This window comes from Stenotrophomonas sp. SAM-B (assembly GCF_013387485.1).
Taxonomy (GTDB): Bacteria; Pseudomonadota; Gammaproteobacteria; order Xanthomonadales; family Xanthomonadaceae; genus Stenotrophomonas; species Stenotrophomonas maltophilia_AA.
This window is the reverse complement of sequence record NZ_JABBXB010000013.1, coordinates 40,527-65,060: the sequence shown is the minus strand read 5'-3', so window position 1 is coordinate 65,060 and position 24,534 is coordinate 40,527. Positions and strand designations below refer to the sequence as shown.

The window sequence follows — 24,534 nt, the reverse complement described above, 5'->3', positions numbered from 1 at the left end:
GGCTCCCGATGTCTGTTGCGGAGCCGGCCAGCGGCCGGCACTACCGGTCATGAGGCCATAGGGTCCATGCGTACGGGTAGTCTCCGATCTGCTCTGACAGACCTGCCCGGATCGGATTCCCCAGGATGTACATCGCATGCCGACGCAGCGACGCATCGGAGCGAACGGCGTGATCGTGGTAGCCCGCTTGCCACAGCGCACCACCGCGACCCTGCGCGCGATTGATCGCCAAGGCGGTCGATGATTTGAAGCGTCGAGCGATGTCGGCGAGTGGGCTCGTTTTCAGCTCCAGCAACCAGTGCAGATGGTCGGGCATGACGACCCAGGCAAGGGATCGTGCATATCCACGGTCGTCCATTTCCTTCAGGCCGAACATCGCGATCGCGGAAACGTCGGGATCATCAAACCAACGCCGACGGTTGTGGCAGACCATCGTAAGGACGTAGGTCTGCCCTGGAATCGAACAGCGCCCTGCGCGTAGTCGAGAAGAACTCATGGTGCATCGTCAGTGATTCCGCAGCACCACGGTGTCGGGCAAGGCCGCAAGCGCTTATCGCGGAATACCACGAGAGCGTAGTGCCGGCCGTTGGCCGGCTCCGCATGATCCACAACGTGACGGGGTAGTGCCGGCCGCTGGCCGGCTCCACGGAGCGTCTGCGATCACGAACAGCATGGCGCGATGACGGAATGTTGCAGAGCCGGCCAGCGGCCGGCACTACCGAAAATGTCCATCACCGCCTCTGCGCCCACATCCATTCCCACATCGCGGCATCGGCATACGTGGCGTCCCACGCGTTGTGGTTGCCGTCGGGGTACTCGGTGTAACGCACATCCTTTGCCCCGGCCTGCTGGAACGCGGCGTGCAGTTTGCGGTCGTCCTCCGGCGGCACCACGTCGTCCAGCGCGCCATGGAACATCCAGATCGGGACGTTGCGCAGGCGCTGGGCGATGGCCGCGTACGGATCGGCCTCGTGGGCGACGTCCTCGACGAACAGGGTGGGGCGCACCGCGCGCGGGGCCAGGACCGCGCCGCACACCGGCACGATCGCGGCGAAGCGCTGTGGCGCGTCCAGCGCGATGTTCCAGCTGCCGTAGCCGCCCATCGACATGCCGGTCAGGTACTGCCGCCGCGGATCAGCACCGAATTCGGCGATGGCGGCATCCAGCGCGGCCAGCGCGATGCGGTTGTTCCCGCCCGACCATTCCTGGTCGTCCGGGGTCTGCGGCAGCACGACCAACGCGGGGAAGGTGGCGGCGTGCTGGCGCAGGTAAGGCCCGAGACCGGCCTGGGTCTGCCGGCGGCCGTCGCGACCCCGTTCGCCGGAGCCATGCAGGAACAGCACCACTGGCAGGTCGCCGCGCGAGGCGGCTGCGGTGCGCGGTACGAACACCTGGTAGTAGGCGGTCTGGCCATCGACCTTGACCGCGCGGCCGACAAACCGGCCACCCGACGTATCGGGGCTGCTCGCACAGCCGGCCACCGTCATCATCGCCACCGTCCACAGCAGCCATCCACCCCAGCGTCGCGCCATTGCCGTGCCTTGATTGAAATCGATTTCAGTCTAGGCCCGGTGGCGCGCCGGGGCATCTTGCAGTGCATCAGTGCGGGCGCGGTACCGAGGCGAGGATGTCCAGCTGTTCGATCGCCTCGGGGTGGCCCTCGGCGGCGGCGGCCTGCACCTGGGCCAGGCTGGGGTGCACCACCAGCAGGATCGGGTTCTCGCACTGCGGGCAGTCGAACTGCGCTTCGTCTTCGTGCAGCTCCATCGGCATCTGCCGCGCGCTGCCCTGCCATTCGCAGGCGGCGCATGTATAGGTCGCGTCGCGCCAGCCGGGGACGAAGTAATTGTCGAGGGTCACGGCCATGCGGGAGTCCAGGGTCAGTGCAGCAGGATCAGGCTGGCCAGGCCAAGGAAGCTGAAGAAGCCCATGACGTCGGTGACGGCGGTGACCACCACGGTGCCGGCCACGGCCGGATCGACATTCATGCGCTTGAGCAGCAGCGGCAGCAGGACGCCGGCCAGGGCGGCCGCGCAGAAGTTGATGATCAGCGCCATCGTGATCACCAGCGAGAGCAGGAAGCTGTGGAACCAGAGGTAGGCGATGATGCCGACCACGGTGCCGATCAGGGTGCCGTTGATCAGCGCGACCCGCGATTCCTTCCACAGCAGGATGCGCGCGTTGCTCTGGCCGACCTGGCCCAGCGCGATGCCGCGCACCATCAGGGTCAGTACCTGCACGGCCGCATTGCCGCCGACGCCGGCGACGATCGGCATCAGCACGGCGAGGGCGACCACCTTCTGCAGGGTCAGCTCGAACTGGCCGATCACGCTGGCCGCCAGGAACGCGGTGCACAGGTTGATGCCGAGCCAGACCACGCGACCGCGCACGGCGCGCTTGATCGGCGAGAACAGATCTTCTTCTTCGTCCAGACCGGCCGCGCCCAGCGCCTGGTGCTCGGCCTGCGACCGGATGATGTCGACCACGTCATCGATGGTGATGCGGCCGAGCAGGATGTTGTTGTCGTCCACCACCGGGGCGGAGACCCAGTCATGATCGGAGAACTGGCGCGCGACTTCCTCGGCGCTCTCGCCGACGTCGATCGCCGGCTGTTCGTCATCGATCAGGCGGTTGATCGGGGTGTTGTCCTCGTGCGTCACCAGCGCGGCCAGCGACAGCCGGCCGAGGTACTGATGGCGGCGGCTGACCACGAACAGGTGATCGGTGTGGTCCGGCAGTTCGCCGCGCAGGCGCAGATAACGCAGCACCACATCGACGTTGACGTCGGCGCGCACGGTCACCACGTCCGGGTTCATCAGGCGGCCGGCGCTGTCCTCGGGATAGGAGAGCACCTGCTCGAGCCGCTCGCGGTTCTCGCGGTCCATCGACTTGAGCACTTCATCGATGACCGTGTCCGGCAGGTCTTCGACCAGGTCGGCAAGGTCATCGATGTCCAGGTCTTCGACCGCGGCGATGATCTCGTCCGGGTCCATGTCGGCCAGCAGGCTTTCGCGCACTTCCTCGCCGACGTGGACCAGTACCTCGCCATCGTCTTCCGGATCGACCAGGCCCCAGACAATTTCGCGCTTGCCCGGGGGCAGCGATTCGAGCAGGTTGCCGATCTCCGCCGGCGCCAGGGTATTGACCAGCCGGCGCACCGGACCCAGTCGCCCGCTGTCCAGAGCATCGGACAACAGCCGCAGCTGGCGTGCCGTCTTGTCGTGGCGTACGGCTTCGGCCATGCACAGCTCCTGCGGGAAAAGAAAAAGGCCGCTATCCGGTCGAGGATGCGGCATGGGCGGTGGTCACCGCGTCATTATCGCGTGCTTGTGTGTCAATCGGGTAGGGCACGACCGTTGCGATGGGCGGATGCATGCATCGGACGGAGCGCTCCGGTAGTGCCGGCCGCTGGCCGGCAACCACGCATACCGATCCGAAGGTTCATGCGGAGCCGGCCAGCGGCCGGCACTACCGGTCCAGGCTGGCCTTCTCGATCCAGCGTTCGATGCCGCGGCGGTCGCGCGCCTGCAGCAGCTTGGGCGCCATCGCCTGCAGCACGGACAGGTCGCTGTCGCGCACCGCGCGGCGCACTTCCAGCAGCGTGCCCGGGTGCAGGCTGAATTCCGTCAGGCCCAGCGCGAGCAGCAGGCGCGTCATCATCGGGTCGCCCGCGATCTCGCCACAGACCGCCACCGGGATGTCGTAGGCCTGGCCGGTGCGCAGGATATGCGCCAGCAGCCGCACCACCGCCGGGTGCAGCGGCGAATACAGCTCGCCCACGGCTTCGTTGTTGCGGTCGGCGGCGAGCAGGTACTGGACCAGATCGTTGGTGCCGATGGAGAGGAAGTCGACCAGGTCGATGAAGCTCTCCAGCGCGATCGCCGCGGCCGGGACTTCGATCATCGCGCCGAACGGGATGTGCTCGGCGACTTCGTGGCCCTCGGCGCGCAGCAGCTCGGCCTGCTTGTGCAGGCGCCGGCGCACGGCGAGGATTTCCTCGCGGGTGCTGACCATCGGGATCAGGATGCGCAGCTTGCCGTAGGCCGACGCACGCAGGATCGCGCGCAGCTGGGTGTCGGCCACTTTCGGCCGGGCCAGCGACAGCCGCACGCCGCGCAGGCCCAGCGCGGGATTTTCTTCGTTGCTCAGGGTCAGCCCGGTGCGGTCGGCCTTGTCCGCGCCCAGGTCCAGGGTGCGGATGGTGACCGGCCGCCCGCTCATGCCGAGCGCGGCATCGCGGTAGGTCTCGAACTGTTCCTGCTCGTCCGGCAGCTCGTTGCGCTGCAGGAACAGGAATTCGGTGCGGTACAGGCCCAGCCCGTGTGCGCCCAGCGCATGCGCCTGGGTGACGTCTTCGCTGGATTCGGCATTGGCCAGCAGGGCGATGTCGACGTTGTCGCGGGTGCGGCTCGGCTTGGTGCGCAGGCGGCCGAGCTCGCGCTGTTCGCGCGCGTGTTCGCGCAGCCGCACGCGGTAATCGCGCAGGTCCGGTGCCTGCGGGTTGATGGTGACCGTGCCGTCGCTGCCGTCCATGATCAGCACGTCGCCGTCGGCGACCTTCTGCAGCACGTTCGGGACGTTGACGATCAAGGGCAGGTGCAGGCTGCGCGCCAGGATCGCGCTGTGCGACAGTGCGCTGCCGCCGGCGGTGACGATGCCGACCACGCCGTGGGCCTGCAGCTGGGCCAGCTCGGAGGGCGCGATGTTGTCGCAGATCAGGATCTCGCCGGCCATGCCTTTGACGTCCGGCGGGCGCTTCTGCAGGAAGGCATGGATGCGCCCGATCACATGGTCCAGGTCGTCCATGCGGCTCTTCAGGTAGGCATCGTCCATGCCATCGAAGACCTTGGCCAGGCGATCGCGCTGCACGCGCAGGGCATAGCCGGCGCTGTACGGGCCACTTCGGATCAGCTCGTCCAGCCCGAACAGCAGCTCCGGGTCATCGAGCAGCAGGGCATGCAGGTCGAGGAACTCGCCGACCTCCTGGTTGAGCGCGCCATGCAGGCGCTGCCGCAGATCGTGCATTTCGCCGCGTGCCGCTTCCACGGCCACATGCAGGCGCGTCAGTTCGGCGTCGATCTTGGACGGCGGAATGCGCTGCTCGGCGACTTCCAGGGCATGCGGCAGGCGCACCCGGGCACGGCCCAGGGCATTGCCGCGCGAGGCACCGTGGCCGGACAACAGCATCGCCCCGGACGCGGTCCGGGCCGGTGCGGAAGATCCCGATCGCGGTTGCCCCCCCATGCTCAGTTGTCCTCGTCGAAACGCCGTTCGAACAGGGCCACCACCGCGTCCATCGCGGCGGCTTCGTCTTCGCCGTCGATGCGTACGGTGACCGGGGTGCCCTGGCCGGCGGCCAGCAGCATGACGCCCATGATGCTCTTGGCATTGATCTCACGGCCTTTGGCGGCCATGGTCACGTTGCAGCGGAACGGCGCCAGCTCCTGCACCAGCTTGGCAGTGGCGCGGGCATGCAGGCCCAGGCGGTTGGATACGGTGAGTTCACGTTCAAGCATCGTCGACAATCGCTCCATTGCGAGTGCCTGCCGCGGCTGTGGCAGGCAGTTGATCCAGTCCCTGTTCCGGATAATTCATCACCCGCATCAACATCGGCAGGCTCAGCGCCGAAACCCGGCGTGCGGGGGTGCCCAGACGCGCCAGTTGCCCGGCCAGATTGCTGGGGCTGGCGCCGTACAGGTCGGTCAGGATCAGCACGCCCTGTCCACTGTCCACCCGGCGCAAAGCGGCCGAGGCGAGCGGGAGCAGGACGTCCATATCTGCGTCGAACGGTACTTCGAAAGCTTCGGTCTTCAGCGGCAGGTGCCGCAGCAGCCGTGTCGCCACGTCCAGCAGGGCCGTGCCGACACCGGGATGAGTTACGAGGAGAATGCCACAGGTCATTCCCGAACGTTAACAGGTCAACATGAATTGGCGATAGCACGCGTGAAAGACTGCTGTGTTCCGCGGTTCAGCGTGCCGATGGCCTGTCCCGGGTCGGGGCAGGACAGGGCGGTCCGGAAGTGCCGCGTTCAGTCCAGTTCCCGGTGGAAGGTGGCCACTTCGGGCCAGCCCTGGTCGCGGGCATGGCGGGCCATGCGTTCGGCCATGTAGACCGAGCGGTGCTTGCCGCCGGTGCAGCCGAAGGCGACGGTGACGTAGCTGCGGGTGTCATTGCCCAGCCGCGGCAGCCAGGTATCGAGGAAATCGACGAGCTGGGCCGCGTAGCGCTGCACATCGGGCTGTTCGTCCAGATGCTCGCGCACGCCGGCATCGCGGCCGGACAGCGGGCGCAGCTCCGGGTCCCAGTGTGGATTGGGCAGCACGCGCACGTCGAACACGAAGTCGGCTTCGGCCGGGACGCCGCGCTTGTAGGCGAACGATTCGAACAGCAGCGACAGTTTGTTGCCGTAGGCGAGCGCGAATTCGGTCACGACCTTGCGGCGCAGCTGGTGCACGTTGAGGCTGGTGGTATCGATCACCGCATCGGCGGCGCGGCGCAGCGGCGCGGTGAGTTCGCGTTCGCGGGCGATCGCTTCGGGCAGCGACAGGCCAAGCTGGCTCAGCGGATGGCGGCGACGGGTGTCGGCGTAGCGCTTGAGCAGGCTTTCATCGGTGGCATCGAAGAACAGCAGCTGCGCATCCAGGCCGGCGGCCTTGGCATCTTCGCGCCAGTGCGAGAGCTGGGTCAGGTCGCTCTGCGCGCGTACGTCGATGCCGACCGCGAGCCGTCGCGGGGCTTCGCGGCCGGGATCACCGAGCAGGCTGCGCACGAAATCCGGCAGCAGGTCGATCGGCAGGTTGTCCGAGCAGTAGTAGTCGAGGTCTTCGAAGGTCTTCAGCGCGACCGTCTTGCCGGAACCGGACAGGCCACTGACGATGATCAGGGTGGCGGCGGTCGGGGCGGAGGCGGGGGCGGGGGTGTTCATGGCGTGCGGCGTTCCAACATGTTGCTGTGGCGGGCGATGAACATCGCGGCCGGGTCGATGCCCTTGGTCCGCAGGATGTGCAGGCGCGTGGCGGCTTCGGTCAGCACGGCCAGGTTGCGGCCGGGCATCACCGGCAGGGTGATCAGCGGCACGTCCAGGTCCAGCACGTGGCGGGTACCCGAGTCGCCGGTCAGGCGCTCATAGCCGTAGGGGGTGGGCTCGGTCATCGGCTTGGTCAGGTGGACGATCAGCCGAAGGTACTTGTTCTTCTTTACAGCGGTATCACCGAACATCTCGCGCACGTTGAGCACGCCCAGGCCGCGGACTTCCAGCAGGTCCTGCAGCAGCTCCGGGCAAGTGCCGTCGAGCACGTCCGGGGCGATCTGGGTGAACTCGGGGGCATCGTCGGCGACCAGCCGGTGGCCGCGGCTGAGCAGTTCCAGCGCCAGCTCGCTCTTGCCCGAGCCCGCCTCGCCGGTGATCAGCACGCCGATCGAGTAGATCTCCATGAACACGCCATGCAGGATCACCCGCGGCGCGAGCGTGCGCGCCAGGTGGTAGGACAGGTGGTTGAGCAGCTCATGACCGCGCTTGGGCGAGATCCACAGGGGCGTCTGCGATTCGTCCGCGGCCGCGCGCAGGTCTTCCGGACAGGACTGGTTGCGGGTGATCACCAGTGCCAGCGGATGCGACTGCATGATCCGCTCGATGGTCTCCCAGCGCTGGCGCGAGTCCAGCGAGTCCAGCCAGGACAGCTCTTCGGTGCCCAGGATCTGCACCTTGTTCGGGTAGATCGCGTTGAGGTAACCGGCCAACGAGGGGCGGCGCGAGACCTTGTTGCCGGCTTCCAGCTCACGGCGCTCGCCTTTCTGCCCCGCGATCCAGCGCAGGGCGAGACGGTCGCGCTGCTGTTCGAACAGTTCGCGCGCGGTGATGCTGGTATTCATGCGGCACTCGCCGGCGGGGGAAATTCGATGACCCGACGCAGTTCGTCGCCGTCGCGCGCTTCGCGCAGCGCCTGGCGGATGGCCGGCTCGGAGAACAGCTCGGCCAGCTCGGACAGCAGCATCAGGTGTTGATGGGTGTAATGCGCGGGAACGGCAATCGCGAAGACCAGGTCCACCGGCTCATCGCCGCCGAACTCCACCGGCGACTCCAGCCGCAGCAGCGCGCCGCGGGGGCGTTCGAGCAGGGGCGCACGGCCGTGCGGGATGGCGATGCCATGGCCGATGGCGGTGCTGCCCAGCGTCTCGCGCTGGCACAGGTTCTGGTACAGCAGCTCGGCGTTGGCTTCGCGGCAGGCCAGCAGGCGGGCTGCGGCCTTCAGCACGCTGTCGCGATCGGCGGCCGGCAGCACTTGCGTGCGGACGGCCGCCAGAAGATCAGTCAGAGGCATGTCGGGGTGGAAACGAGGGCATCAGCCCTCATTGTCGCCCACCGGCAGCGGTTGCGGTGCGTGCTGCTGCTTTTTCTCTTTGTGCTTGATGACCAGGCGGTCGAGCTTGTCGGCCAGGATGTCGATCGCGGCGTACATGGTGGGGCCGCTGGCGTCCGCGTGCAGAGTCTGCCCGGGAACATTCACACTCGCATCGGCATGGTGCTCCGGCTTGCGGATCGACAGTTGCACGCGAACCTCGCAGTGCTGGTCGAAGTGCTTCCTCAGCCGTTCCAGCTTGGTCTCCACGTACTCGTTCAGAGCCGGGGTGATCTCAAGGTGGTCCTTGCCAAACGTCTCGATGTGCATCGGGTTTCTCCTTTGTTCGGATGTGCCAATGAACCTTCCCGCCGGGCGCGGTGGAGCGTCAGACGATTCTTACCCTTTCGTGCGAGGCGGAAATGTTCATGGCTTCACGATACTTCGCCACGGTGCGTCGCGCCACCGGTATTCCCGAGGTCTTGAGCAGGTCAGCCAGCTTGGCGTCAGAAAGCGGCTTGCGCGGGTTCTCGTCATCGATCAGGCGGCGCAGCATGGCCTGGATGGCGGTACTGGAGGCTTCGCCACCGCTGTCGGTATCGATGCCCGAGGCGAAGAACCCGCGCAGCGGCAGGGTCCCGCGCGGCGTGCGCACGTACTTGCGGGCGATCGCCCGGGAAATGGTCGATTCGTGCAGGCCGAGCTCGCCGGCCACTTCACGCAGGGTCAGAGGGCGCAGCGCCTGTTCGCCGAACTCCAGGAAGGCGGCCTGCTGGTCGAGCAGGCAGCGCATGACCCGCAGCAGGGTCTCGCCGCGGGCCTCCAGGCCCTTGAGCAGCCAGCGCGCCTCCTGCAGGTGAGCGCGCATGTAACCGGCGTCGGCTTCTCCGCAGCGGCGGATCATCTGTTCATAGCCCCGGTGGATGACCACCCGGGGCCCGGCATGGCCGGCCAGGGCCGCGCGCCAGACGCCGTTCTGGCGCCAGACCACGCAGTCCGGCACCACGTAGCTGTCGTGGGAGAGCTCGCCGATCTGGGTGCCCGGGCGCGGGTCCAGCGAGCGCAGCAGCTGCACGGCGACCTCGACCTCGGCCACCGGCTCGCGCAGCTCGTGGGCGATGCCCGCAACGCCGCTGCGCGGCAGGCGCTCCAGCGGCCCATCGGCGATGCGCCGGGCCAGGGCCAGCCCGGGGGTGTCGGCGGGCAGCACCAGCAGCTGCAGGTCCAGGCATTCGCCCAGCGAGCGCGCACCGACCCCGACCGGGTCGAAACGCTGGATCTGGTGCAGGACGGTCAGGATTTCGGCCTCGTCGGCCTGGATGCCCGGACGCAGGGTCTCGGCGATGGCCGCCAGCGGCTCGCGCAGGTAGCCGTCGTCTTCGAAGGCGTCGATCAGGGCCGCGCCGATGCTGCGGTCCCGGGCCGAGAGGTGGGACAGGTGCAGCTGCCAGAGCAGGTGGTCGGCCAGCGATTCGGTCTCGGCCACGCGCTCGGCGGCGCTGCCGTTGTCGTCATCGTCGAACGAGCCGCCGCTGCTGCCGCTGGTCCAGTCGCCTTCACCGGGCGACCAGTCATCGCTGGCCGAAACCTGGTGTTCGCCGTCGGCGTGGGTATCGGTGGGGGCGGGCGGCGGCGCGTCCTCGCCGGGGCTGGCGTCGAGCGCCGGTTCAGCGTTCTCGGCCCAGTCCAGCAGCGGGTTGGTCTCCACCGCCTCGTTGATTTCCAGCTCCAGCTCGGCGCTGGACATCTGCAACAGCTTGATCGCCTGACGCAGCTGCGGCGTCATGACCAGGTGTTGCCCCATCGATGTCTGCAGCCGTGCTTTCATGCCTGTGCCGAACGGAAGGAAGGCGTTGCGGCGGCCGCTGGATCAGAGCTTGAAGGTGTCCCCAAGGTAGACGCGGCGGACGTCGGCGTTGGCCAGGATCTCGTCCGGCGCGCCCTGTGCCAGCACGCTGCCCTCGTTGAGGATATACGCGCGGTCGCAGATTCCCAAGGTTTCGCGGACATTGTGGTCGGTGATCAGCACCCCGATCCCGCGCTGCTTGAGGTGGGTGACGATGCGCTGGATTTCACCGACCGAGATCGGGTCGACGCCGGCAAACGGTTCATCGAGCAGGATCAGGCGCGGCTTGGCGGCCAGCGCGCGGGCGATTTCACAGCGGCGGCGCTCACCACCGGACAGGCTCGCGCCCAGCTGGTCGGCCACGTGGTTGATCTGCAGCTCGTCCAGCAGGCCGGCCAGTTCCTTTTCGCGGCCGGCCTTGTCCAGGTCTTCGCGCAGTTCCAGCACCAGGCGCAGGTTGTCGGCCACGGTCAGCTTGCGGAACACCGAGGGTTCCTGCGGCAGGTAGCCCACGCCCTGCTTGGCGCGGGTATACATCGGGTCGCTGGTGATGTCCTTGCCGTCCAGCACGATGCTGCCGGCGTCGGTCTCGACCAGGCCGACGATCATGTAGAAGCAGGTGGTCTTGCCGGCACCGTTGGGGCCGAGCAGGCCGACCACTTCACCGGCCTCCAGGGTCAGCCCGAAATCCTTGACGACTTCACGCTGCTTGTAGCGCTTGCGCAGGCCTTTGGCGACGAGCATTACTTCTTGCTCCCGGTGGCCGGCGCGGCGGCAGGCTTGGCCGCCGGCGTGGCCGGTTTGGCGGCCGGGGCAGCCGGTGCGGCGCCCTTGTTCTTGGGCTGGATCACCGTGCGCACGCGCGTGCCGTCGCCACCGCTCTGCATGTTGCCGGTGCGGGTGTTGTAGGTCATCTTCTGGCCGCTGTTGGTGCCGCGCGGCGATTCGACCTTGTAGTTGCCGGTGAGGATGATCACTTCGCTGTTGACGTTGTAATCCATGTTGTCGGCCCAGGCATTCATCTTGGAGCCGTCATCCATTTCCTGTTCCAGCGTGGCCTGCTTGCCGGTCAGCACGACGCGTTCGATATCGCCGTTCTTGCGGAACAGATCGGCGTTGGCGGCGTGGATCACCAGGGTGCCCTGGGTGATCACCACGTTGCCGGTGAACGTGCACTTGCCCGCATCATCGGTCAGGTTGCAGTCGTTGCTGTTGGATTCCAGGTCCATCGGCTGGTTGCGGTCGGACGACTTGGCCAGCGCCACGCCGGGCAGCAGCAGGGCGAGCAGCGCGAGCTTAGCGGGCAGCGTTCGGTTCATAGCGGGTCTTGACCTGTGAAAGGAGTTTGTACTGCCGGGTTTTCATGTCGGCTTCGAAGCCGACGCCTGTCTGCGACAGGCCCGGGCGGGTCATGGTGACCCGGGCATCGGTCTTGGCACGGTTCTCTTTCGGGAACACGTCCAGGTGATCGGTGCGGAAGGTGGTGGGCGGCGTGCCGGCAACCTTGGGGCTGTCGCCGCTGACGTTGCCGGTGAGCTTGAGCTGGTCGCCCTTGGCGCTGACCCAACCGCTGTCGCCGCGCATTTCCCAGTGGTTGCCGTCCTGGTCGGGCAGCAGGAACACCGGGGTGGTCAGGGTCATCGTCTCATCGCTGCGCGCGCGTTCCAGCAGCGGGGCGCGCAGGGTGGTGGATTCCTTGCCCTGTTCGTCCAGCGCCACGATCTGGAAATCGTGCAGCACGTAATCCTTGGTGGCATCTTCGCCCTCGGCCGCCGGGGCTTTGCCGCGATGGTGCAGGGCCAGCCAGCCGGTCAGCAGGGCGGCGGCCAGCAGCAGGCCCCCGATGGCGGTACGCATGTTCATGCGCCGAACCTCGCCAGCACCGCGTCCACATGGCCCTGCGCGGCCAGCAGCACATCGCAGAGCTCGCGCGCCGCGCCCTGGCCGCCGTCACTGCGGGTCTGCCAGTGCACGCGTTCGGCGATCCACGGGTGGGCGTTGGCCGGGGCGACCGCCAGGCCGACCGCGCACAGCGGGGCCAGGTCGGGCAGGTCATCGCCCATGAAGGCCACCTGGTCCAGGCCGATGCCGTGCTGCCCGCACAGCGCCTTGACGCTGGCCAGCTTGTCGCCGACCGCGATCTGGGTATCGATGCCCAGGTCCGCGCCGCGCCGGAGCGCGGACTGGCTGTTGCGCGCGGTGATCAGCACCGGGTGGATACCATGCTGCTGCAGTAGTTTCAGGCCGAGTCCGTCCTGCACGTAATACGCCTTGCTCTCGTTGCCGTCCTTGTCGTAGTAGAGCCGACCGTCGGTGAGCGTGCCGTCCACGTCGAAGCAGGCCAGCCGGATACGGCCGGCGGCGGCATGCAGGTGGGACGGGAAACCGGGCAACGGGGAGTAAGGCATCGTCTGGGGGGAGCTCAGCTGAATGGAGGAAGGCAACTGTGGTTTAAACCACCCGGGCCCGCAACAGGTCATGAATGTTGAGTGCGCCGACCAGGTGACCCTCCGCATCGACCACCAGCAGGCCGGTGATCTTGTGGGCTTCCATCAGCTGCGCGGCCTCGGCCGCCAGCTGATCGGCGCCGATCGTGCGCGGGCCACGGGTCATCACATCGGCGATCCGCGCGCTGCGGACGTCCAGGTCGGTATCCAGCGCGCGGCGCAGGTCGCCGTCGGTGAACAGGCCGATCAGCCGGTTGTCGGCATCCACCACGGCGGTCATGCCCAGGCGCTTGCGGCTCATTTCCACCAAGGCCTCGCTGAGGCTGGCATCGACGCCCACGCGCGGCAGCTCATCGCCGCTGTGCATGACATCGGTGATGTGCAGCAGCAGGCGGCGGCCCAGGCTGCCGGCCGGGTGCGAGCGGGCGAAATCGTCGGCGGTGAAGCCGCGGGCATCCAGCAGGGCCACGGCCAGCGCATCACCCATGGCCAGCGAGGCGGTGGTGCTGGAGGTGGGGGCCAGGGCCAGCGGGCAGGCCTCGGCCGGCACGCTGACATCCAGGTGAACGTCGGCCGCGGTGGCCAGGCTGGACTGCGGCCGCCCGGTCATCGCGATCAGGCGGTTGCCCTGGCGCTTGAGCACCGGCAGCAGCATCAGCAGTTCGTCGGACTCGCCCGAGTAGGACAGCGCCAGCACCACGTCGGCGCTGGTGATCATGCCCAGGTCGCCATGCCCGGCTTCACCGGGATGCACGTAGAAGGCCGGGGTCCCGGTCGAGGCCAGCGTGGCGGCGATCTTGCGCGCCACGTGGCCGGACTTGCCCATCCCGGTGGCGACCACGCGGCCCTTGCTCTGCAGCATCAGCTGGCAGGCCTGGCTGAACGCTTCGCCCAGCCGGTCGGCGACCGCGCCCAGCGCATCGCGCTCGATCTCGAACACGCGGCGGCCGCTGGCGACCAGTGCCGCAGCGTCGGCCGGATGGGGGAGTTGGGGCGAGACAGCCATGCGAGCGCCACGTGGAAGAGTAGAATGAGCGCTCATTTTATTAGGAAAGCCCGTTGGACGCCGAGACCATCCGCAATCTGATCGAAACCGGCCTGCCTGGCGCCCGCGCGGACGTGCAGGGTGACGACGGCGTGCACTTCGAGGCCACCGTGGTCTGCGACGCCTTTGCCGGCAAAATGCCGCTGGCGCGCCACCGCATGGTCTACGCGACCCTGGGCGATCTGATGGGCGGGGCGATCCACGCGCTGGCGCTGAAGACCGTCACCCCGGCCGAAGCGGGTCGGTAAGCCGACCCACCAAGCCCCCCTCCTTTTTCTTATTGCGCAGACTCCATGGCCAAGATCGTAGTGACCGGCGGCAAGCCGCTGCACGGTGAAGTGAACATTTCCGGCGCCAAGAACGCTGTCCTCCCCATCCTGTGCGCCACCCTGCTGGCCGATGCGCCGGTGGAAATCACCAACGTGCCGCACCTGCACGACGTGGTCACCACCGTGAAGCTGCTCGGCGAGCTGGGTGCCAAGGTCACCATCGACCAGGGCACCCTGTCGCGCGGCAGTGCGATCGTGGTCGACCCGCGTTCTGTGGACCAGCACGTGGCCCCGTACGAGCTGGTCAAGACCATGCGCGCCTCGATCCTGGTGCTGGGCCCGCTGCTGGCCCGCTTCGGCGCGGCCGAAGTGTCGCTGCCGGGCGGCTGCGCGATCGGCTCGCGTCCGGTCGACCAGCACATCAAGGGCCTGCAGGCCCTGGGGGCGGAAATCACCGTCGAGAACGGCTTCATCAAGGCCCAGGCCAAGCGCCTGAAGGGTGCGCACTTCACCTTCGACATGGTCAGCGTCACCGGCACCGAGAACGTGCTGATGGCCGCCGTGCTGGCGGAAGGCACCACCGTGCTGGACAACGCGGCGATGGAGCCGGAAGTCACAGACCTGGCGCACTGCCTGATCGCGCTCGGCGCGAAGATCGAAGGCCTGGGCACCGCCCGTCTGGTGATCGAAGGCGTGGAGAAGCTCTCCGGCGGCCGTCATGAAGTGCTGCCCGACCGCATCGAAACCGGCACCTTCCTGGTGGCCGCGGCGATGACCGGCGGCAAGGTCACGGTCAACCGCGCGCGCCCGAACACCATGGATGCGGTGCTGTCCAAGCTGGTCGAGGCCGGTGCGAAGATCGAGACCACGGAAGACAGCATCACCCTGGACATGGAAGGCAAGCGCCCACGCGCGGTCAACCTGACCACCGCGCCGTACCCGGCGTTCCCGACCGACATGCAGGCGCAGTTCATGGCGCTCAACTGCGTGGCCGACGGTGTGGGCGTGATCAACGAGACGATCTTCGAAAACCGTTTCATGCACGTCAACGAACTGCTGCGCCTGGGCGCGGACATCCAGGTCGAAGGGCATACCGCGATCGTGCGCGGCACCGAACAGCTCAGCGGTGCGCCGGTGATGGCGACCGACCTGCGCGCATCGGCCTCGCTGATCCTGGCGGGCCTGATGGCCGAGGGGGATACCACCATCGACCGCATCTACCACCTGGACCGCGGCTACGAGAACATCGAAGAGAAGCTGTCTTCGCTGGGCGCCACCATCCGGCGCGTCGCGGCATGATCCTGCGCGGCCGGTTCACCCGCCGCCGCAAGGCGCTGCTGGTCCTGGTACTGATCGTGCTGGCGTGGCTGGGCTATGCCTGGTACGCCGGCATCGCGATCACCCAGGGCATCCAGCAGGAAGACATGGACTGGAACGCGGACGGCACGGTCAGCCGTACCGAGGTGTTCCAGTCGTTCTATGCGGTCGGCGTGGAGAAGAAGGTCGACGGCAACCGCCACTGCAGCACCTACTACTGGCGCGACACGCGCCAGCAGATCCGGGTCGACTGCAGGACGGTGTTCGGCGAAGCCAAGCCGGAATGAAAAAACGCCCGCGCAAGCGGGCGTTTTTCTTGGTCAATTCATCCCTTTGATCGTCAGATCCAGCGCATCCTTGCCGCTCTCACGCTGCAGCAGGCGCGCCGGCACCGGGAACTCCGGCACGATCCAGGCGATCAGTTCCTTGTTGCCATCCACGCGCGAGACCTTGGTCGCGTCGTAGGACTTGCCGCCCACCGTGATCTTTTCCTTGCCGACCACCTTGTAGGACATCGGCTTGATCCGGCCTTCGTCGACCATGCGGTAATTCAGCGGCTTGCCGGCGGCCAGGTCGCGCGCGATCGCCAGGTTGATCAGCAGGGCATCCATGTCACCGGCCTTGAGCGCGACCGGACCACGGCGGTCCGGCTTCACGTCGCCGGTCCAGGTGGCCTGGTTGCTGCTCCAGTTGTAGGTGGCATCCACGTTGCGCTTCTTGACCAGCAGCACCGAGCGGTCGTTGCTGCTCAGCGGGCGGAGGCGGCCGTTGGCTTCCTCGAACACGGTGTTCTGGCTGAGATCGGCCAGCTGGTTCTTGACGTTGAGGCTGTAACGCCACTTATTGGCGCCTTCGCTGGTGAGGGTCATGGTGCCGTTGGCCTGCATGCCCATGTAGCTGGCCTGGTAATCGGCCTTGAACGGCTGCAGTGCCATCGCGGGCAGGCTCACCACGGCAAGCGCGCCGGCGGCGATCCAGGTCAGCGGACGGTTCAGTGTGGTCATGCTCAGACTCCTTGGTATTCGATCAGGCGCAGATCAATCCGATCTTCGCCGTCTTCGCGTTGCAGGATGCGCACCGGCGTGGGGACACCGTTGGCGATCCAGAGGATGGTTTCGTCATTGCCGCCGTTGGTGCGATACACCCGCAGCGCGTTGTAGGACAGATCGCCGACCGGCACGTTCTCGGTGTCCGGCGCGGCCTGGTAGTCGTGCTGGCGGACGCGGCCCACGTCCACATAGCGGTAATGCATCTGCCCACCGGGGCGGGCGTCGCGCATGATCGCCAGGTTCAGCAGCAGCGCGCTCTGGTCGCCGGGCTGCAGCGGAATCGGCTGGCGGCGCTCCTTCTTCAGGTCGCCCAGCCACTGCGCGGTGCCGGCCTTCCAGTCGTAGGTGCCGGTGACCTTCTTGCCGAGGAACAGGCCTTTGCGCACCGTGCTCTGGCTCAACGGCACATAGGTGCCGTTGCGGTTCTCGAACACCGTGCTCTGTTCCAGGTTCAGCCCGAGCACACTGGCAAAGCCACTGCGGCCGACCACCTGCATGTCCACGCGCCACTGGTCGCCCCCGGTGTGGGTGACGCGCATGGTCGCATCGCCGGCCTGCTTGCCCTTGTAGAGGGCCTGGTAGGTGGCGGTGAAGGGCTGCAGCGGCGGCGCCTCCCAGTCCATGGCAGGCAACGCGGGCAGCGGTGGCGTGGGCGTCTCCTGCGCGTGGGCAAGAGCAGCGGTGCACAGCAGGGATGCCATCAGCAGCACGGGCTTGAACACAGGCGTTCTCATGCGGGCCGGTCGTTGGAGAAAGGGGAAAGAATGCCAGCGCCCGGATCAGCGGCGCGTGTGCGCGGCGCTTATCGGTTCAGCTGTCCGGCGCAATCTAGGCGCAGCGGGCTAAACAGGGGGTGACCATCGAGCTGGAGCTGACCTGCCTGTTCAGTTACGCGGCCGCTGACCAGCAGCGAGAGGCTGGCGATCAGCAGCGGATGCTCCACCGCCAGCACCCGCAGCGCCAGCGTCTCGGCGGTGTCGCCGGCCTGCACGGGCACCCGGGCCTGGGCGAGCACGGTGCCGGCATCCAGTTCGGGCACCACGAAGTGCACGCTGGCGCCGTGCTCGGCATCACCGGCCTCGAGCGCGCGGGCATGGGTGTGCAGGCCTTTGTACAGCGGCAGCAACGAGGGGTGGATATTGACCAGGCGCCCGTCGAACCGCGCCACGAAGGCCGGGCCGAGGATGCGCATGTAACCGGCGCAGACGATCCAGTCCGGGGCGAAGGCCTCCAGCGCCTCCGCCATCGCGGCGTCGAAGGCGGCGCGGTCGGCGAAGTCCCTGGGCGAGCGTGCCCAGCGCTGCCCCGGGCCGACCTTGAGCAGGGCCGAGGCCTCGGGTTTGTCCGAGAGCACGGCCACAACCTGCGCATCCAGCCGCTGCGCGGCGATGGCATCGAGGATGGCCTGGAGATTGCTGCCCCGGCCGGAGGCGAGTACGGCGATACGGCTGCTCATGCGGTTTCGAAGGCCGCCTTGACTGCCGGGCGTGACAGCACCACCAGGGTGAACACACCCAGCGCGGTGCCGAACGGCATGAAGATGCAGGCGATGCCAGCCACGACCATGCACAACAGGTAGCGTCGGCGCTGCGCCAGGCACCGCCCGGCGTAGGCCATGTAGCCGGCCAGGACCAGTCCGGCCGCGCAGCCGAGGCCGCCGATCAGCACGAACACCCAGCCGATCAGGCGCGGATCGAACGGCGGCGGCGCCTCACCGGGCGCCAGCGGCGTCGGCGCGGCGAAGATCACCGCCACCCCCATCAGCAGGTAGATCAGCGGGAACAGCGAGAACAGGGCGGTCAGGCCAGCCACGACATAGTGGAAGACCGACAGCAACTGCAGCTGCGAGGTGTCACCCGCGGTGGCCGGCAGGGCCGGCGCCGCTGCGACGGGCAGCGACGGCGGTTGAGCAGCGGCCTCCGGGCGGGGCTCCATGGCCGGGCTCAGCCGATCTTGACGCGTTCGGCGCCGTCGGCGGTGGTCACTTCACCGATGGTCCAGTGCTCCAGGCCCTGCGCGGCCACGGCCGCACTGACCGCGGCGACCTGGTCGGCGGCCACGATCAGCACGAAGCCGATGCCGCAGTTGAAGGTGCGCCACATTTCGCTGTCGGCCACGGCGCCTTCCTTCTGCAGCCACTGGAACACCGGCGGCAGGGTCCAGGCATCGGCCTTGATGTCCAGGCCCAGGCCGTCGGGCACCACGCGGATGATGTTCTCGGTCAGGCCGCCACCGGTGATGTGGGCCATGCCGTGGATCGCCGCGCCGTGGGTCTTCAGCAGCGCCAGGATCGGCTTGACGTACAGGCGGGTCGGCGCCATCAGCGCATCGACCAGCTTGACCCCGCCCTCCAGTTCCAGCTCGGCCGGCTGGCCGGCGCGGTCGTAGATGCGGCGCACCAGCGAGTAGCCGTTGGAGTGCGGGCCGGAGGAGGCGATGCCGATCAGCACGTCGCCGGCGGCCACGCTGGCGCCGTCCTTCAGCTCGCTCTTCTCGACGCCGGCGACGGTGAAGCCGGCCAGGTCGTACTCGCCCGGGGCATACATGTCCGGCATTTCCGCGGTTTCACCGCCGATCAGCGCGCAACCGGCCTCGGTGCAGCCGTTGGCGATGCCGCCCACGACCGCCGCAGCGGTGTCGATGTCCAGCTTGCCGGTGGCGAAATAATCCAGGAAGAACAGCGGCTCGGCGCCCTGCACCAGCACGTCGTTCACGCACATGGCGACCAGATCGATGCCGATCGTATCGTGGCGGCCCAGCTGTTGTGCAAGCTTCAGCTTGGTGCCCACGCCATCCGTACCCGAGACCAGGACCGGCTCGCGGTACTTGTTGGAGAGGTCGAACAGGGCGCCGAAGCCACCCAGCCCGCCCATGACTTCCGGGCGGAAACTGCGCTTCACCAGCGGCTTGATGCGCTCGACCAGCTCATTGCCCGCGTCGATGTCGACACCGGCGTCGCGATAGGTCAGGGGAGAGGGATGGGACGGGGAATTGGTCACGGGCGTCGGCGCTGCGCTGGGGTGAAAGCGCGATTTTAACAGGCCACGTTGGCGCGCAGGCCCTATTCGGGCAACAATTCCCCCCGGATACGCTCAATGGAAGTCCTGATGCGCCGCAGCCTCTTTTTCATGATGTTCCTCGCGTTGTGCCTGCCGGTGGCCTCGATGGCCCAGAGCGGCCTGCGCACCGAAGGCGATGTGGCCAGTGCCAGTGGCGCTTACGAGGCCGAGGTCCCGGTCAACAGCCAGGCCGATTCGGACCGCAACGGTGCCCTGGCCAGGGCGCTGGGCAATGTGCTGGCCAAACTGTCGGGCGACCGCAGCGTGATGAGCCGCCCCGGCGTGATGCAGGCCCTGCGCAATGCCAAGGATTACGTGGCCAGCTATGACTACCGCCAGGACCAGAGCACCTCGGCCGGTGGCGCGCCGAGCTACCGCACGATCCTGGTCGCCCGGTTCCGCGAGGATGACGTCGATGGCCTGATCTCGGCCCTCGGCCTGCCGCTGTGGCCGCAGCCGCGTCCCAAGCCGGTGATCTGGCTGGCCATCGACGACGGCTCCGGCCCGCGCCTGGTGACCGTCCAGCAGGCCAATGCGGCCCGCCCGCTGCTGAATCGCGCCATCGAGCGCGGCTACAAGCTGGGCCTGCCCTCGGGCAGCGCGGCCGAGCAGGCGCTGGTCGGCGCGATCTGGCGCCAGGACACCGCGTCCGTGGCCCGCGCCTCGGCGCGCTATGCCCCGCCGATGCAGCTGATCGGCAAGCTCTACCGCGATGGCAGCGGCTGGGTGGCCGACTGGGTGTTCGTCGACGGTGGCAAAGAGCTCAACAAGTGGACCACCAAGGACAGCGACGCCCGTCGCGCCATGGCCAGTGGCGCCGATGGTGCCGCCGATGCGCTGGTGCGCCGGTACGCCAAGGCCGGTGCCGCCACCGGTGCCGCCGGCACGTACACCATCGTGGTGCTGGGCCTGAACAGCGCCGAGGACTACATGCGCCTGGCCGCCGGCCTGCGCGAGACCGCCGTGGTCCGCAACGTCACCCCGGTGCGCGCCTCGGGCGACCGCCTGGAGCTGTCGCTGGAGATGACCACCGGCCTGGCCGGCCTGAACCGCATGCTGGGCGACAACGGCGTGATCGCGCCGACCGCGCCGCTGCCGGTGCCGATCGATGAAACCAGTCCCTCGGCCCTGCCGCCGCCTGCCAGCAACGAGTATCGCCTGCGATGATCCTCACCCCCGAAGCAGAAATCGCGCAGTTCCTCCGACGGTTGAAATTCGTACTGGTGGCGCTTTTCGCCGGCTGGGTGATCTGGCTGCTCGGCCCGATCCTGACCCCGTTCGTGCTGGCGTTGGCGCTGGCCTGGCTGGGCGACCCGCTGGTCGACCGGATCGAAGCGACCGGCCGCTCGCGCAACACCGGCGTGGTGCTGGTGTTCGTGGCCATGATCCTGCTGATCACCGCCGCGCTGCTGATCCTGGTGCCGATGATCGAACGCCAGGTCGCCACCTTGGTGGCGGCGATCCCGCAGGCGCAGCAGTGGCTGATGGAAAAGGGCATCCCGTGGTTCGAGCAGAAGACCGGGCTCGAGATCATGCAGTGGATGGACCCGGACCGCCTGATCGAATGGGTGCGCAGCCACTGGCAGCAGGCCGGCGGGTTCGCCAAGACCTTCTTCGGCTACGTGCAGCGCTCGGGCTTCACCATGGTCACATGGGTGGTCAACATCCTGCTGCTGCCGATCCTGGCGTTCTACTTCCTGCGCGACTGGGACAAGCTGGTCGAGCGCGTGGCCTCGATGATTCCGCGCAACCATGTCGGCACCATCACCAAGCTGGCGCGTGAGTCGGACGAGGTGCTGGGTGCGTTCATCCGTGGCCAGTTCCTGGTGATGATCGCGCTGGGCGTGGTGTACGCCGCGGGCCTGTCGCTGGTCGGCCTGAAGCTGGGCCTGTTGATCGGCCTGGTTGCCGGCCTGATCAGCTTCATCCCGTATCTGGGCGCGACCACCGGCATCGTGATGGCGGTGGCGGCGGCGCTGGTACAGGCACAGGGCTTCGATCTGAAACTGCTGATCCTGGTCGGCGTGGTGTTCACCGTGGGCCAGCTGCTGGAAAGCTACGTGCTGACCCCGCGCATCGTCGGCGACAAGATCGGCCTGCACCCGGTGGCGGTGATCTTCGCGGTGATGGCCGGCGGCCAGCTGTTCGGCTTCCTCGGCATGCTGCTGGCACTGCCGGTGGCGGCGGTCAGCAACGTGCTGCTGCGTTACGCGCACCAGCGCTATCGCCAGAGCGATCTGTATGCCGGTGAGAAGTCGGCGATCGTGCTCGATGCGTATGTCGACAAGCCCGAGATCGTGATCGTGGGCAACCCGAAGGGGCCGGACGCGCAGTGAGTGTCGTTCCGCAGTTGCCGCTTGCCCTGCGCTACCCGCAGGACGAGCGGTTGGAGACGTTCATCGGTGCGCCGGATGGTGCGCTGGCGCAGCTGCGCGCCATTGCCGTGGGCGCCGCGCATGACTGGGTGTACCTGGAGGGCGCGCCGGGCACCGGCAAGACCCATCAGGCGCTGGCGATGTGCTCGCTGGCCGAACAGGCCGGCCGCCAGCCGACCTACTTGCCGCTGAAGGCGGTGGTGGGGCGCACGCGCGCCGCGCTGGAATCACTGGAAGGCCGCGACCTGGTCGCGCTGGATGGGCTGGATGCCGTGGCCGGGCAGCGCGACGACGAAGTGGCGTTGTTCGATTTCCACAACCGTGCGCGCGCGACGGGGATCACCCTGCTGTACACCGCGCAGCACGCACCGGACCAGCTCGGGCTGGTGTTGCCGGACCTGCGTTCACGCCTGCAGCAGTGTGTGCGGGTGGTGCTGCAGCCGCTGGACGACGAAGGCCGCGCGGCGGTGCTGCGCGAGCGTGCGGCGCGACGTGGACTGGCGATCGATGAGGCGGCGATCGAATGGCTGCTGACCCGCACCGGCCGCGAGCTGGGCAGCCTGGTCAGCCTGCTGGACTGGCTGGACCGCGAATCACTGGCGGCGCAACGCCGCATCACCGTGCCCTTCCTGCGGCAGGTTCTGGAAGACGGTCCGCACCTGTTGTAAGGGCAGGGTCAGGCGTTCAGTTCCGCATCCAGCTGCGCCAGGCGTTCCGGTGTGCCCACATCGGTCCATCGGCCGCGATGGTGCTGGCCGGTCACGCGGCCCTGCGCCATCGCATGCCGTAGCAGCGGGGCCAGGCCAAACTGCGGGGGCGTTGCAGCGGCGCCGACGGTCGCGCCGATCACCGCGCGCCAACCGTCGATGATCGCCGGGCGGTACACGCCCACACCGGCATAGGTGAGTCGCGCGCCGTCGCCGTCATCGCTGACGCGACCATCGGCGTGCAGGATGAAATCGCCACGCGGGTGCTGCGCAGGATTGTCGACCAGCACCAGATGCGCATCACCGGCGGGCGTGCGCGGCAGCGTGGCGACATCCACATCCGTCCACACATCGCCGTTGATCACCAGGAACGGTGCCTCGCCGAGGATCGGCAGCGCGTTGAGAATGCCGCCGCCGGTTTCCAGCGGCACCGCGCCTTCGTCGACGAAGTGCAGCCGCAGCCCCCAGCGCGCACCGTCGCCGAGCGCGGGCGCGAACTGGTCGCCGAGCCACGCGGTATTGATCACCACCTCATTGATGCCTGCCGCGGCGAGCCGTTCCAGGTGCCAGACGATCAGCGGCTTGCCGCCAGCCACCAGCAATGGCTTGGGCGTGTGCAGGGTCAGCGGGCGCATGCGCTCGCCCTTGCCGGCCGAGAAGATCATCGCTTTCATGGGCGCGCCAGCACCGGCTCGGCGATGCGGGCCAGGGCCGGTTTGATCCGCAGCTCGAACAGGGCGTGCAGTGGTGCAAGTTCGGGATGGCGGGGCAGCACTTCGTCGAGGTACTGGATGAAACGGGGGGCGTCCTCGAAGTAGTGGCCCTTGCCGTCGCGGTCGCGCAGGCGGACGAACAGACCGAGGATTTTCAGATGGCGCTGCACGCCCATCCAGTCGGCATCGCGCAGGAACTGCGGCCATGGCCGCACCGGCAGCCCGGCGGCCAAGGCGAGCGCGTGATAGCGCGCCAGCCAGACGTCCACCCGCTCGATCGGCCAGCTCAGGAACGCGTCCTTGAACAGGCTGACCGGGTCGTAGGCGATCGGCCCGCGCACCAGATCCTGGAAGTCCAGTACCGCCGGGCCACCGTCGATCGGCATCAGGTTGCGCGGCATGAAATCGCGGTGGGTCAGCACCTGCGGCTGCTGCAGCGCGTTGTCCATCAGCAGGCGATGCATGCGCTGCAGGTTCTCGATCTCGCCACAGTCCAGCTCCAGGCCGAGGTGACGCTGCAGGAACCATTCGTCGAACAGGCCGGCGTCGCGCTGCAGCAGCGCCTCGCCGAAGCTGCCCATGCCCTCCGGCACCGGGATCGACTGCAGCCGGATCAGCTGTGCGAACGCGGCATCGAACCAGGCGTCGGCGTTGCTGGTGTCGATATGGCGGGCCAGGGTGGGGCCGCCCAGGTCTTCCAGCAGCAGGAAACCGTTGTCCTCATCGCGCGCCAGTACCTGCGGCACGCGTACACCATGGGGCTCGAGCAGGTCGTGCATGCGCAGCCACGGCCGCACGTCCTCCAGCCCCGGCGGGGAGTCCATCACGATGTGGCTGCCGCGCGCGCTGGTGGCGCGCCAGTAGCTGCGGAAACCGGCGTCGACCGAGGCACGGTCGAGCGCGGTGGCCGGGTCGCCGAGGGCGGCGCAGGTCCACTGCCGGCGGAGTTCGGCGCGCAGCGGATCGGAAGCAGGATCGTTCATGGACGGGTACGTCGAAGCGGCGCCGGGGGGCGCGCGGGAAAGAAGAGAGGGGCGGTGCTCAGCGCTTGCTGCTGAACAGCCGAAGCACGGCCAGGACCACGACCGCACCGAGGATGGCGCCGATGAACCCGGCGGGCTCGCCGCGCGCATACCAGCCCATGTACTGGCCGAACCAGCCGGCCAGCAGGGCGCCGACGATGCCGAGCACGATGGTCAGCAGGCAGCCCATGCGGTTGTTGCCGGGCATGAAGAAACGCCCGAGCAGACCGACGACGAAGCCGACCAGGATGATGTAGAGCCAGCTGGTGCTGCCAAACAGTCCGTTCATGCCAAAGACGTCAGTAGAGGGTGGACGCAGCCTAGCAAGGCCAGGCTGCGTCCGCC

The 24,534-nt window shown here is 67.9% G+C and carries 31 protein-coding genes; 6 read left to right on the top strand and 25 right to left on the bottom strand.

The window, feature by feature from the left end:
- Positions 1–40: 40 nt before the first annotated feature.
- The 17 genes from HH110_RS17575 to HH110_RS17495 all read right to left on the bottom strand — a co-directional run bounded on the left by HH110_RS17575 (position 41) and on the right by HH110_RS17495 (position 13,639).
- Positions 41–496, bottom strand: coding sequence for a transposase (locus HH110_RS17575; RefSeq protein ID WP_176990848.1), 456 nt, complete (start codon positions 494–496; stop codon positions 41–43).
- A gap of 235 nt (positions 497–731) precedes the next feature.
- Positions 732–1,532: a prolyl oligopeptidase family serine peptidase gene (locus HH110_RS17570; protein ID WP_176990847.1), complete on the bottom strand. Its 801-nt coding sequence runs from the start codon at positions 1,530–1,532 to the stop codon at positions 732–734.
- Between the two features lie 67 nt (positions 1,533–1,599).
- Positions 1,600–1,866, bottom strand: a complete 267-nt coding sequence (locus HH110_RS17565) for a hypothetical protein (protein WP_176990846.1) — start codon at positions 1,864–1,866, stop codon at positions 1,600–1,602.
- 14 nt (positions 1,867–1,880) lie between these two features.
- The gene (gene mgtE / locus HH110_RS17560; RefSeq protein ID WP_176990845.1) at positions 1,881–3,242 is read right to left on the bottom strand and encodes a magnesium transporter; all 1,362 of its coding nucleotides are present in this window, start codon (positions 3,240–3,242) and stop codon (positions 1,881–1,883) included.
- Positions 3,243–3,468: 226 nt separating this feature from the next.
- Positions 3,469–5,187, bottom strand: coding sequence for a phosphoenolpyruvate--protein phosphotransferase (ptsP, locus tag HH110_RS17555; protein WP_176990844.1), 1,719 nt, complete (start codon positions 5,185–5,187; stop codon positions 3,469–3,471).
- Between the two features lie 59 nt (positions 5,188–5,246).
- Positions 5,247–5,516 carry an HPr family phosphocarrier protein gene (locus HH110_RS17550; RefSeq protein WP_019185400.1) on the bottom strand — a complete coding sequence of 90 codons (270 nt, stop codon included), beginning with the start codon at positions 5,514–5,516 and terminating at the stop codon, positions 5,247–5,249.
- Positions 5,509–5,901: a PTS sugar transporter subunit IIA gene (locus HH110_RS17545; RefSeq protein ID WP_019185401.1), complete on the bottom strand. Its 393-nt coding sequence runs from the start codon at positions 5,899–5,901 to the stop codon at positions 5,509–5,511. The genes HH110_RS17550 and HH110_RS17545 overlap by 8 nt, the downstream gene beginning before the upstream one ends.
- Positions 5,902–6,029: 128 nt before the next feature.
- A complete protein-coding gene (rapZ, locus tag HH110_RS17540; RefSeq protein WP_176990843.1) occupies positions 6,030–6,926 on the bottom strand; it encodes an RNase adapter RapZ in 897 nt (298 codons plus the stop codon).
- Positions 6,923–7,873: an HPr(Ser) kinase/phosphatase gene (hprK, locus tag HH110_RS17535; protein WP_176990842.1), complete on the bottom strand. Its 951-nt coding sequence runs from the start codon at positions 7,871–7,873 to the stop codon at positions 6,923–6,925. The genes rapZ and hprK overlap by 4 nt, the downstream gene beginning before the upstream one ends.
- Positions 7,870–8,322, bottom strand: a complete 453-nt coding sequence (locus tag HH110_RS17530) for a PTS sugar transporter subunit IIA (protein WP_121043141.1) — start codon at positions 8,320–8,322, stop codon at positions 7,870–7,872. The genes hprK and HH110_RS17530 overlap by 4 nt, the downstream gene beginning before the upstream one ends.
- Before the next feature lie 21 nt (positions 8,323–8,343).
- Complete coding sequence (gene raiA / locus HH110_RS17525) at positions 8,344–8,670, bottom strand: ribosome-associated translation inhibitor RaiA (RefSeq protein WP_046274055.1); 327 nt, start codon at positions 8,668–8,670, stop codon at positions 8,344–8,346.
- 58 nt (positions 8,671–8,728) lie between these two features.
- A complete protein-coding gene (locus HH110_RS17520) occupies positions 8,729–10,168 on the bottom strand; it encodes an RNA polymerase factor sigma-54 (protein ID WP_176990841.1) in 1,440 nt (479 codons plus the stop codon).
- Between the two features lie 42 nt (positions 10,169–10,210).
- Positions 10,211–10,930, bottom strand: coding sequence for an LPS export ABC transporter ATP-binding protein (lptB, locus tag HH110_RS17515; protein ID WP_176990840.1), 720 nt, complete (start codon positions 10,928–10,930; stop codon positions 10,211–10,213).
- Positions 10,930–11,505: a lipopolysaccharide transport periplasmic protein LptA gene (gene lptA / locus HH110_RS17510; protein WP_176990839.1), complete on the bottom strand. Its 576-nt coding sequence runs from the start codon at positions 11,503–11,505 to the stop codon at positions 10,930–10,932. The genes lptB and lptA overlap by 1 nt, the downstream gene beginning before the upstream one ends.
- Positions 11,483–12,049, bottom strand: a complete 567-nt coding sequence (gene lptC / locus HH110_RS17505; RefSeq protein WP_176990838.1) for an LPS export ABC transporter periplasmic protein LptC — start codon at positions 12,047–12,049, stop codon at positions 11,483–11,485. Before lptC ends, lptA begins: the two co-directional genes overlap by 23 nt.
- Positions 12,046–12,594, bottom strand: coding sequence for an HAD family hydrolase (locus HH110_RS17500; protein WP_176990837.1), 549 nt, complete (start codon positions 12,592–12,594; stop codon positions 12,046–12,048). Before HH110_RS17500 ends, lptC begins: the two co-directional genes overlap by 4 nt.
- Before the next feature lie 43 nt (positions 12,595–12,637).
- Complete coding sequence (locus HH110_RS17495) at positions 12,638–13,639, bottom strand: KpsF/GutQ family sugar-phosphate isomerase (protein WP_176990836.1); 1,002 nt, start codon at positions 13,637–13,639, stop codon at positions 12,638–12,640.
- 53 nt (positions 13,640–13,692) lie between these two features.
- On the opposite strand from HH110_RS17495, the gene HH110_RS17490 reads away from it, so the two are divergent.
- Genes HH110_RS17490 through HH110_RS17480 form a run of 3 tightly spaced genes read left to right on the top strand, consistent with a single transcriptional unit; the run spans position 13,693 to position 15,551 of the window.
- Positions 13,693–13,926 (top strand): BolA family protein, encoded by a 234-nt coding sequence (locus HH110_RS17490; protein ID WP_176990835.1) that lies wholly within the window; start codon positions 13,693–13,695, stop codon positions 13,924–13,926.
- A 45-nt stretch (positions 13,927–13,971) separates the two neighbouring features.
- Complete coding sequence (gene murA, locus HH110_RS17485; RefSeq protein WP_176990834.1) at positions 13,972–15,246, top strand: UDP-N-acetylglucosamine 1-carboxyvinyltransferase; 1,275 nt, start codon at positions 13,972–13,974, stop codon at positions 15,244–15,246.
- The gene (locus HH110_RS17480; protein ID WP_176990833.1) at positions 15,243–15,551 is read left to right on the top strand and encodes an EF-hand domain-containing protein; all 309 of its coding nucleotides are present in this window, start codon (positions 15,243–15,245) and stop codon (positions 15,549–15,551) included. Before murA ends, HH110_RS17480 begins: the two co-directional genes overlap by 4 nt.
- Positions 15,552–15,584: 33 nt before the next feature.
- On the opposite strand, the gene HH110_RS17475 is transcribed toward HH110_RS17480, so the two are convergent.
- From HH110_RS17475 to purM, 5 genes are all read right to left on the bottom strand, one after another.
- The gene (locus HH110_RS17475) at positions 15,585–16,268 is read right to left on the bottom strand and encodes a DUF3108 domain-containing protein (protein WP_176990832.1); all 684 of its coding nucleotides are present in this window, start codon (positions 16,266–16,268) and stop codon (positions 15,585–15,587) included.
- A gap of 2 nt (positions 16,269–16,270) precedes the next feature.
- Positions 16,271–17,047 carry a DUF3108 domain-containing protein gene (locus tag HH110_RS17470; RefSeq protein WP_176990831.1) on the bottom strand — a complete coding sequence of 259 codons (777 nt, stop codon included), beginning with the start codon at positions 17,045–17,047 and terminating at the stop codon, positions 16,271–16,273.
- Positions 17,048–17,115: 68 nt separating this feature from the next.
- Positions 17,116–17,769, bottom strand: coding sequence for a phosphoribosylglycinamide formyltransferase (gene purN / locus HH110_RS17465; RefSeq protein ID WP_176990830.1), 654 nt, complete (start codon positions 17,767–17,769; stop codon positions 17,116–17,118).
- On the bottom strand, positions 17,766–18,248 hold the full coding sequence (locus HH110_RS17460; RefSeq protein WP_241696619.1) for a hypothetical protein: 483 nt from the start codon (positions 18,246–18,248) through the stop codon (positions 17,766–17,768). The genes purN and HH110_RS17460 overlap by 4 nt, the downstream gene beginning before the upstream one ends.
- Positions 18,249–18,256: 8 nt before the next feature.
- Positions 18,257–19,282, bottom strand: a complete 1,026-nt coding sequence (gene purM / locus HH110_RS17455; RefSeq protein WP_176990851.1) for a phosphoribosylformylglycinamidine cyclo-ligase — start codon at positions 19,280–19,282, stop codon at positions 18,257–18,259.
- 138 nt (positions 19,283–19,420) lie between these two features.
- Between purM and HH110_RS17450 the strand changes: the two genes are divergently transcribed.
- Genes HH110_RS17450 through hda form a run of 3 tightly spaced genes read left to right on the top strand, consistent with a single transcriptional unit; the run spans position 19,421 to position 22,415 of the window.
- Positions 19,421–20,539: a DUF2066 domain-containing protein gene (locus HH110_RS17450; protein WP_241696618.1), complete on the top strand. Its 1,119-nt coding sequence runs from the start codon at positions 19,421–19,423 to the stop codon at positions 20,537–20,539.
- Positions 20,536–21,708: an AI-2E family transporter gene (locus HH110_RS17445; RefSeq protein ID WP_176990828.1), complete on the top strand. Its 1,173-nt coding sequence runs from the start codon at positions 20,536–20,538 to the stop codon at positions 21,706–21,708. Before HH110_RS17450 ends, HH110_RS17445 begins: the two co-directional genes overlap by 4 nt.
- Positions 21,705–22,415 carry a DnaA regulatory inactivator Hda gene (hda, locus tag HH110_RS17440; RefSeq protein ID WP_176990827.1) on the top strand — a complete coding sequence of 237 codons (711 nt, stop codon included), beginning with the start codon at positions 21,705–21,707 and terminating at the stop codon, positions 22,413–22,415. Before HH110_RS17445 ends, hda begins: the two co-directional genes overlap by 4 nt.
- A gap of 8 nt (positions 22,416–22,423) precedes the next feature.
- Here hda and murU read toward each other — a convergent pair whose 3' ends face one another.
- The 3 genes from murU to HH110_RS17425 are packed head-to-tail and all read right to left on the bottom strand — an operon-like array spanning position 22,424 to position 24,478.
- The gene (murU, locus tag HH110_RS17435; protein WP_176990826.1) at positions 22,424–23,128 is read right to left on the bottom strand and encodes an N-acetylmuramate alpha-1-phosphate uridylyltransferase MurU; all 705 of its coding nucleotides are present in this window, start codon (positions 23,126–23,128) and stop codon (positions 22,424–22,426) included.
- Complete coding sequence (locus HH110_RS17430) at positions 23,125–24,150, bottom strand: aminoglycoside phosphotransferase family protein (protein ID WP_176990825.1); 1,026 nt, start codon at positions 24,148–24,150, stop codon at positions 23,125–23,127. Before HH110_RS17430 ends, murU begins: the two co-directional genes overlap by 4 nt.
- A gap of 58 nt (positions 24,151–24,208) precedes the next feature.
- Positions 24,209–24,478: a GlsB/YeaQ/YmgE family stress response membrane protein gene (locus HH110_RS17425; RefSeq protein ID WP_176990824.1), complete on the bottom strand. Its 270-nt coding sequence runs from the start codon at positions 24,476–24,478 to the stop codon at positions 24,209–24,211.
- Between the last annotated feature and the right edge of the window lie 56 nt (positions 24,479–24,534).